Annotated in this window: 8 protein-coding genes; 2 read left to right on the top strand and 6 right to left on the bottom strand. The window is 65.9% G+C overall.

Annotation, left to right across the window (positions count from 1 at the left end):
• Nucleotides 1-73: 73 nt before the first annotated feature.
• The 3 genes from rpsO to GNZ21_RS08500 all read right to left on the bottom strand — a co-directional run bounded on the left by rpsO (nt 74) and on the right by GNZ21_RS08500 (nt 2,285).
• Entirely contained in the window at nt 74-340 is a 267-nt protein-coding gene (gene rpsO / locus GNZ21_RS08510; protein WP_157323296.1) for a 30S ribosomal protein S15, read from the bottom strand.
• A 141-nt stretch (nt 341-481) separates the two neighbouring features.
• Nucleotides 482-1,294, bottom strand: a complete 813-nt coding sequence (locus GNZ21_RS08505) for a class I SAM-dependent methyltransferase (RefSeq protein ID WP_157323294.1) — start codon at nt 1,292-1,294, stop codon at nt 482-484.
• A gap of 7 nt (nt 1,295-1,301) precedes the next feature.
• Nucleotides 1,302-2,285, bottom strand: a complete 984-nt coding sequence (locus GNZ21_RS08500; protein WP_229659386.1) for a bifunctional riboflavin kinase/FAD synthetase — start codon at nt 2,283-2,285, stop codon at nt 1,302-1,304.
• A 48-nt stretch (nt 2,286-2,333) separates the two neighbouring features.
• Between GNZ21_RS08500 and GNZ21_RS08495 the strand changes: the two genes are divergently transcribed.
• The gene (locus tag GNZ21_RS08495) at nt 2,334-2,699 is read left to right on the top strand and encodes a hypothetical protein (protein WP_157323290.1); all 366 of its coding nucleotides are present in this window, start codon (nt 2,334-2,336) and stop codon (nt 2,697-2,699) included.
• Entirely contained in the window at nt 2,681-3,190 is a 510-nt protein-coding gene (locus tag GNZ21_RS08490; protein WP_229659387.1) for a hypothetical protein, read from the top strand. The genes GNZ21_RS08495 and GNZ21_RS08490 overlap by 19 nt, the downstream gene beginning before the upstream one ends.
• On the opposite strand, the gene truB is transcribed toward GNZ21_RS08490, so the two are convergent.
• The 3 genes from truB to infB all read right to left on the bottom strand — a co-directional run.
• Nucleotides 3,176-4,087, bottom strand: a complete 912-nt coding sequence (truB, locus tag GNZ21_RS08485; RefSeq protein ID WP_229659397.1) for a tRNA pseudouridine(55) synthase TruB — start codon at nt 4,085-4,087, stop codon at nt 3,176-3,178. The genes GNZ21_RS08490 and truB overlap by 15 nt on opposite strands.
• Nucleotides 4,088-4,153: 66 nt before the next feature.
• A complete protein-coding gene (gene rbfA / locus GNZ21_RS08480; protein ID WP_157323288.1) occupies nt 4,154-4,576 on the bottom strand; it encodes a 30S ribosome-binding factor RbfA in 423 nt (140 codons plus the stop codon).
• Nucleotides 4,577-4,684: 108 nt separating this feature from the next.
• The coding region (gene infB / locus GNZ21_RS08475; RefSeq protein WP_157323286.1) for a translation initiation factor IF-2 at nt 4,685-6,537 on the bottom strand (1,853 nt) is incomplete at its 5' end.

The following is a 6,537-nucleotide window of genomic DNA, read 5'->3' as shown; positions in this document are numbered from 1 at the left end:
CCCAGCGGCGGGGAAACCCCGCACGCCTCTCGGCCGCGTTGCCGCGGCCTTCACGCCTGAAGCGTGCTGGGCATCAGCGGATGCCGAGACGCTTCTTCAGGTCGCGGAAACGCACAATGTCCTTGCGCTCCAGGTACTTGAGGAGGCGGCGGCGCCGGCCCACCAGGATCATCAGGCCGCGGCGGGTGTGGTGATCCTGCTTGTGCTCCTTGAGGTGCTCGGTGAGATCCGAGATGCGGCGAGTCAGCACCGCAATCTGCACCTCGGGGGAACCGGTATCGCCCTCATGGGTGGCGTACTCTTCGATGATCTGCTGCTTGACAGCGGGATCCAAAGCCATGGAATTGCTCCTAGATGTTGTGCCGCGTTCAAAGAATCTCTTGCCAGCCACCGCGGACTGCAGCATGGCAACTTCTCCACTTTACCTCATCTGCGCAGTGCATGTGGAACCCGTCTCCGGATCTTCGCTGGTTCCGCCTGACTACTTCATGTGGGCAATGTGGAGCCCGGTGATCTGCGCGAGGCGAAGCTCGCTGCTGAGGCTCAGTCCTAACTCCTCCAGGAGGAAGCTCTCGAGGTTGCTGCGGCGCTTGGTGCGCTCGGCGTCGTCGGCGGTGAGCCAGCTGCTCAGAGTGGTGGCATAGCCGAAGATCTCAGCCACAGTCAGGCTGCGCTGCCAACGGTATTCGCGGGAGTGCACGGGGCTGAACAGTTCCGGGTTCAGCACAGGCTGCCAATCCGGGCGGTAGACGTCACCGGCCCGCATGATCCGGGTCAGCCGATGCACCCTAGGGTCAGCGGTGTCAAGATAGTTCCAGATCAGGGCAAGTGCACCACCGGGCCTGAGCAGCCGCAGGACCTCCTTCTGGGCGCGCTCCGGGTGGAACCAATGCCAGGCCTGAGCTGCGACCACAATATCGGCACAGCTGGCCGGAAGCCCGGTGTCCTCCGCCCTGGCGCAGATGCCCTCCACCGGGCCCGCGGACCTGAGCAGTATCTCAAGCATCGGGCGGCTGGGCTCCACGGCACGGACCTGCGCACCGGCGCTCAGCAGCTGGCGGGTCAGAATCCCGGTGCCGGCGCCGAGCTCCACCACCTGAGCGAGGCCGGGACTCAGAGCCAGCACATCAGCCACTACCTGCTCTGGGTGGGGCGGGCGCAGCGCATGGTACTGCTCGGCCTCATCAGCTGACTGCTGCTCCGCGAAGGAGGCCCCCAGCTGCCGGCGCCGGACGGCACTGACGATCTGCGGTTCAGCATCCGTGCGCGGCTTGGGCCGGTTCGGCTGACTCATCAGACTCCTAGCGCAGCTGATGCTCTAGGGCCCCGGCCAGAACACTGCGAGCCTGAGAGACGTCCTGGTGCATCTGCTCCACCAGCTTCTCCACGCCCTCATAGGCAACCATGCCGCGCAGTCGAGCCACGAACTCCACTCTGATCCGTTTGCCGTAGAGGTTGAAGTCCTCCACCCTGGCGTCCTGACGGTCGATGACATGGGCCTCCACCACCCGCTTCACACCCTCAAAGGTGGGGTTTGAGCCCACTGAGATGGCAGCCGGCCAGCGGTGGCCGGGGAGGGTGACCCAGCCGGCATAGACGCCGTCGGCCGGGACCATGCCCTCGGAGTCCTGGCTGAGATTGGCGGTGGGGAACCCGAGCTCGCGGCCGCGGGCCTCCCCGTGCACCACCTCTCCGGTGACCGAATGAGCCCGGCCGAGCATCTGGGCGGCAGCCGCCATGTCTCCGCCGGCAATCGCCTCCCGGACTGCGGTGGAGGAACAGCGTTGGCCCAGCGACTCCCCGGCGGGCCCCGTCACCGGGAGATCTTCCACGCCGAGCACGCTGAAGCCGAACTGCTGTCCCAGGGTCACCAGAGTCTGGAAGTCCCCCTCGTTGCCGCGGCCGAAGCGCACATCCCGGCCCACCACTACGGCGGCGGGGGCCAGGGGAAGCAGCTGCTGCTGAACGAACTGCTCGGCGCTCAGTGAGTAGAGCTCCTCGGTGTAGTCCAGCACCAGGGCAGCATGGACGCCGCAGTCCTTGAGCCGAGCCAGCTTCTCGCCGGTGCCGGTGAGCAGCTCCGGAGCGGACTCCGGACGATGGACCAGCGCCGGATGGGGATCGAAGGTGATCGCCACTGCTGCAGCCCGGTGCTGCTGGGCAGCGTGCACCAGCTGGCTGAGCACATGCTGGTGGCCCAGGTGCACCCCGTCGAAGTTGCCGATGGTCAGCACGGTCGGCCCCAGCTCAGCGGGAACCTCATCGAGCCCATGGTAAATCTGCACGCAGGCAATCCTACTGGCCCCCGGCGGCGGAGTAGACTTCCTGGTGAAATGACCATCATGTTCCTCATAGGCACCGCTGTCTGTGCCCTTTCGACACTGACCTGCTGGGTGATGACCGCGGTGCGGAATCATCCCGCCGACTCCTCCATCATCAGTATCGCCGCGATCGAGCTGTACCTGATCGCCTACGGGATCTACGCCGTGATCCGGCAGGCGATGGGCGCCTCGATCACCGGGGAGGCATGGGAGTTCTGGGGCTATGTGCTCACCGCCCTGCTGCTGCCGGTGGGGGTGTTCATCTGGGCGATGGTGGATAAGACGCGCTGGACCAATCTGGTGATGAGCTTTGTGGGCCTGGTGGTGTTCGTGATGGTCTACCGCTTGGAGGAGATTTGGTGGGGAAGCGCACTGTGAGCAGAGGCAGGAACCACGACGCCGCGGGCTTCTCAGCAGCCGCCCCCGGAACCTCAGTGCCGACACCACGCAACCGCGGGGTGGGGATGCTGATCATCACCGCCTATGGAATATTCGCGGTCAGCGCCTTTGCCCGGGCCTTCTATCAGATCACACCGTTCCCGCAGGAAGACAAGGTCCAGTTCGCCGATGCGCCGCTGGCCCTGAGCCTCTCGGCCTTTGCCGCTGCGGTCTATATTCTGGCGACCCTAGCTCTGGCCCGGACCTCTGCTACGGCCTGGAGAATCGCCTTGGCGGCAGTGCTGGTCGAGATGGCCGGGGTGATCGGGGTCGGCACCTGGACCCTGGTGCAGCCTTCAGCTTTCGAGGTGGCCACGGTCTGGGGCTTCTTCGGCCGGGACTACGGGTTCATCCCGCTCATTCTCCCGTTCCTGGGCCTGTTCTGGCTGCTGCGCCACCGGCCTTCGGAAACGGTCTCAGCCGAAGACTAGCTCCGGTTTGGCCTGCAGCACCGAGGGTCCGGCAACAGCTGCCTCGGCCGCATCAGGGGACGACGACGCCCCGGGCTTGGCCGGGATATCCTTCAGCAGCGCAACCAGCTCACCATCCGGGGCGAAGGCCGCAGTCAGTTCAGCGCTGCCGGAGGCGGTGATGCGCCGGCCGTGCCGCAGATGTTCGGCCTCCTCGGCGGTGACCTGCCGGGAGGGGAAGAGCTGGGCGGCTGCCTCAGCCAGGCCGATATAGCCGAAGTCCTCCGCCAGCTGCTCCAGGCTCAGGCACTGGTCCTCACGGTAGGGCCCCACCGCGGTGCGGCGCAGGACGGTGAGATGCCCGCCGGTATCCAGGATCTCCCCCAGGTCCCGCGCCAGTGCCCGCACGTAGGTACCCGAGGAGACGGTCACCTCGATGTCCACATCCACCAGTCTGCCGCCCTCGATCCGGCGCAGATCATGCACTATGAACTGGTGCACGGTCACCGGGCGGGCCTCGAGCTCGACCTCCTCGCCTGCACGGGCCCGGTCATAGGCGCGCCTGCCGTCCACCTTGATGGCGCTGACGGTGGAGGGCACCTGCATGATCTGACCGGTCAGCCGCACCACGGCCTCCCGGAGACTCTCCTGGGTGACCGCATTGGCGAACCGGGTGGCAGTGACCTCACCCTCGGCGTCGTCAGTGGTGGTGGACTCCCCCAGGCGCACTGTAGCGGTGTAGGTCTTGTCCACGCCCACGATGTGGGTCAGCAGACGCGTGGCGCGGTTGATGCCCACTACCAGCACTCCGGTGGCGGCGGGGTCCAGGGTCCCGGCGTGGCCCACCTTTCGGGTGCCGGCCAGCTTACGGATGCGGCCCACCACATCATGGCTGGTCCAGCCGGCGGGTTTGTCCACCAGGACCAACCCGGAACCGACTTCCAGCTCCGCAGTCCTGCGGCTCGCTTTGCCCTCAGGCAACTTCTATTCTCCCTGGCTGCGGTAGGCGTCGTCGTTGACCGGCTCGGCGTTGCCGCGCAGGTTCTTGACCCGCTCATCCTGCTCACGGGCTTTGCGCAGCAGATCCTCAAGATGGGCAGCGGACTCCGGGATCTCGTCCGCCACGAACTCAAGAGTGGGCGTCAGGCGGATGCTCAGCTGGCGGCCCATCTCGTGGCGCAGTGCGCCCCGGTTGGTCTCCAGCAGCTCTGCTCCCTCTGCCTTGGCCTCCTCGTCGTCTGCCAGCACGGTGTAGTAGACCGTGGCGTGCTGCAGGTCGTTGGTGACGCGGGCATCTGTGATGGTGATCCGCTCGGCGCGGTCATCCTTGACTCGAGTGCGCAGGGCCTCGGCCACAATCACTTTGATGCGGGCGGCCAGCCGTGACGCGCGTGCGGGGTCAGCCATAACGTCTCTCCTTACATCTCACTCGTTCGGTGGGCGAAAATGCCGCCTATTCAGCCCAGAATCAGGCCGAAATGTGGTCATTCGTGCCCACCGAACGACATATGCGGACTAGTTCCTGGGAATCTCGCGCATCTCCCAGGTCTCGATGATGTCGCCTTCCTGGATGTCGTTGAACGAGCCCAGGCCGATACCGCATTCGAAGCCCTCGCGGACCTCGGTGGCGTCGTCCTTGAAACGCTTCAGCGACTCGATGGAGAGGTTGTCAGTGACCACCGCACCGTCGCGCACCAGGCGGGCCTTGGCGTTGCGGCGGATGATGCCGGAGCGGACCATGGAGCCGGCGATATTGCCGAACTTGGAGGAGCGGAAGACCTCGCGGATCTCGGCGGAGCCCAGCTCCACCTCCTCGTACTCCGGCTTGAGCATGCCCTTCAGCGCTGCCTCGATGTCATCGATGGCGGCGTAGATGACCGAGTAGAAGCGCATATCCACGCCCTCCCGGTCGGCCAGCTCGGTAACGCGCTCTGCCGGGCGGACGTTGAAGCCGATGATCACGGCATTGTCCACGGTGGCCAGGTTGACGTCGTTCTGGGTGATCGCGCCGACACCGCGGTGGATGACGCGCAGCTGAACCTCGGCCCCCACATCGATCTTCAGCAGCGCATCCTCCAGGGCCTCCACGGCACCGGAGACATCGCCCTTGAGGATCAGGTTGAGGGTGTCGATCTTGCCCTCGGCCACAGCCTGGTCGAAGTCCTCCAGGGTGATCCGCTTGCGGCGCTTGGCCAGCAGCGCGTTGCGCTCAGCGGCCTCACGCTTCTCCGCGATCTGGCGGGCGGTGCGGTCATCACTGGTGACCAGGAAGCTGTCACCGGCACGCGGGACGGTGGAGAGTCCCAGCACCTGCACCGGGCGGGAGGGGGTGGCCTCCTCGACCGGGTCACCGTTCTCGTCAAACATGGCGCGCACACGGCCGTGGGCAGTGCCAGCGACCATATTGTCACCGACCCGCAGGGTGCCGGACTGGACCAGCACGGTGGCTACCGCGCCGCGACCCTTGTCCAGATTGGCCTCGATGGCCACACCGCGGGCTTCCTTGTTCGGGTTGGCGGTCAGCTCCAGGGCAGCGTCTGCGGTGAGCAGCACCGCCTCGAGCAGATCATCGATATTCAGGTTCTGGCGTGCGGAGACGTCCACGAACATGACATCGCCGCCGTACTCCTCGGGAATGAGTTCGTACTCGGTGAGCTGGCCACGGATCTTATCCGGTGCGGCGCCCTCCTTGTCGATCTTGTTCACCGCAACCACCACCGGCACACCGGCGGCCTTGGCGTGGTTGAGCGCCTCCACGGTCTGGGGCATCACACCATCATCGGCGGCGACCACCAGCACGGCGATGTCAGTGACCTTCGCGCCACGGGCACGCATGGCGGTGAACGCCTCGTGGCCGGGGGTGTCGATGAAGGTCAGGGCACGCTGCCGGCCCTCATGAGGGACCTCCACCTGGTAGGCACCGATGTGCTGGGTGATACCGCCGGCCTCACCCTCGGTGACGTTTGAGGAGCGGATGGCATCCAGCAGCCGGGTCTTACCGTGGTCGACGTGACCCATCACGGTGACCACCGGCGCCCGGGCCTCGAGGTCCTCGGCAGACTCGCCGGCAGCCTCCTCCTCCAGGTTGATGCTGAAGGACTCAAGCAGTTCGCGGTCCTCGTCCTCGGGGGAGACGATCTCCACCACATAGCCGAGTTCCTCGCCCAGCAGGGCAAAGGTCTCCTCGTCCAGGGACTGGTTGGCGGTGGCCATCTCACCGAGCTTCATCATCACGGTGATCAGGGCGGCCGGCTCGGCGTTGATCTTCTCGGCGAAGTCACCCAGGGAGGAGCCGCGGCGCAGCCGGATGATGGTGCTGCCATCGCCCTTGGGAACGCGAACGCCGCCGATCTCACGGGTGTGCTTCT

The organism is Nesterenkonia alkaliphila (genome assembly GCF_009758175.1).
Lineage (GTDB): Bacteria > Actinomycetota > Actinomycetes > Actinomycetales > Micrococcaceae > Nesterenkonia > Nesterenkonia alkaliphila.
Note: the sequence above shows the minus strand (reverse complement) of the source record. Positions and strands in the feature narration are given on the sequence as shown.

Excerpts from the sequence above, each read along its gene's own strand:
- rpsO (WP_157323296.1), bottom strand. The coding sequence starts at position 340 with ATGGCTTTGGATCCCGCTGTCAAGCAGCAGATCATCGAAGAGTACGCC.
- GNZ21_RS08505 (WP_157323294.1), bottom strand. The coding sequence starts at position 1,294 with ATGAGTCAGCCGAACCGGCCCAAGCCGCGCACGGATGCTGAACCGCAG.
- GNZ21_RS08495 (WP_157323290.1), top strand. The coding sequence starts at position 2,334 with ATGACCATCATGTTCCTCATAGGCACCGCTGTCTGTGCCCTTTCGACA.
- rbfA (WP_157323288.1), bottom strand. The coding sequence starts at position 4,576 with ATGGCTGACCCCGCACGCGCGTCACGGCTGGCCGCCCGCATCAAAGTG.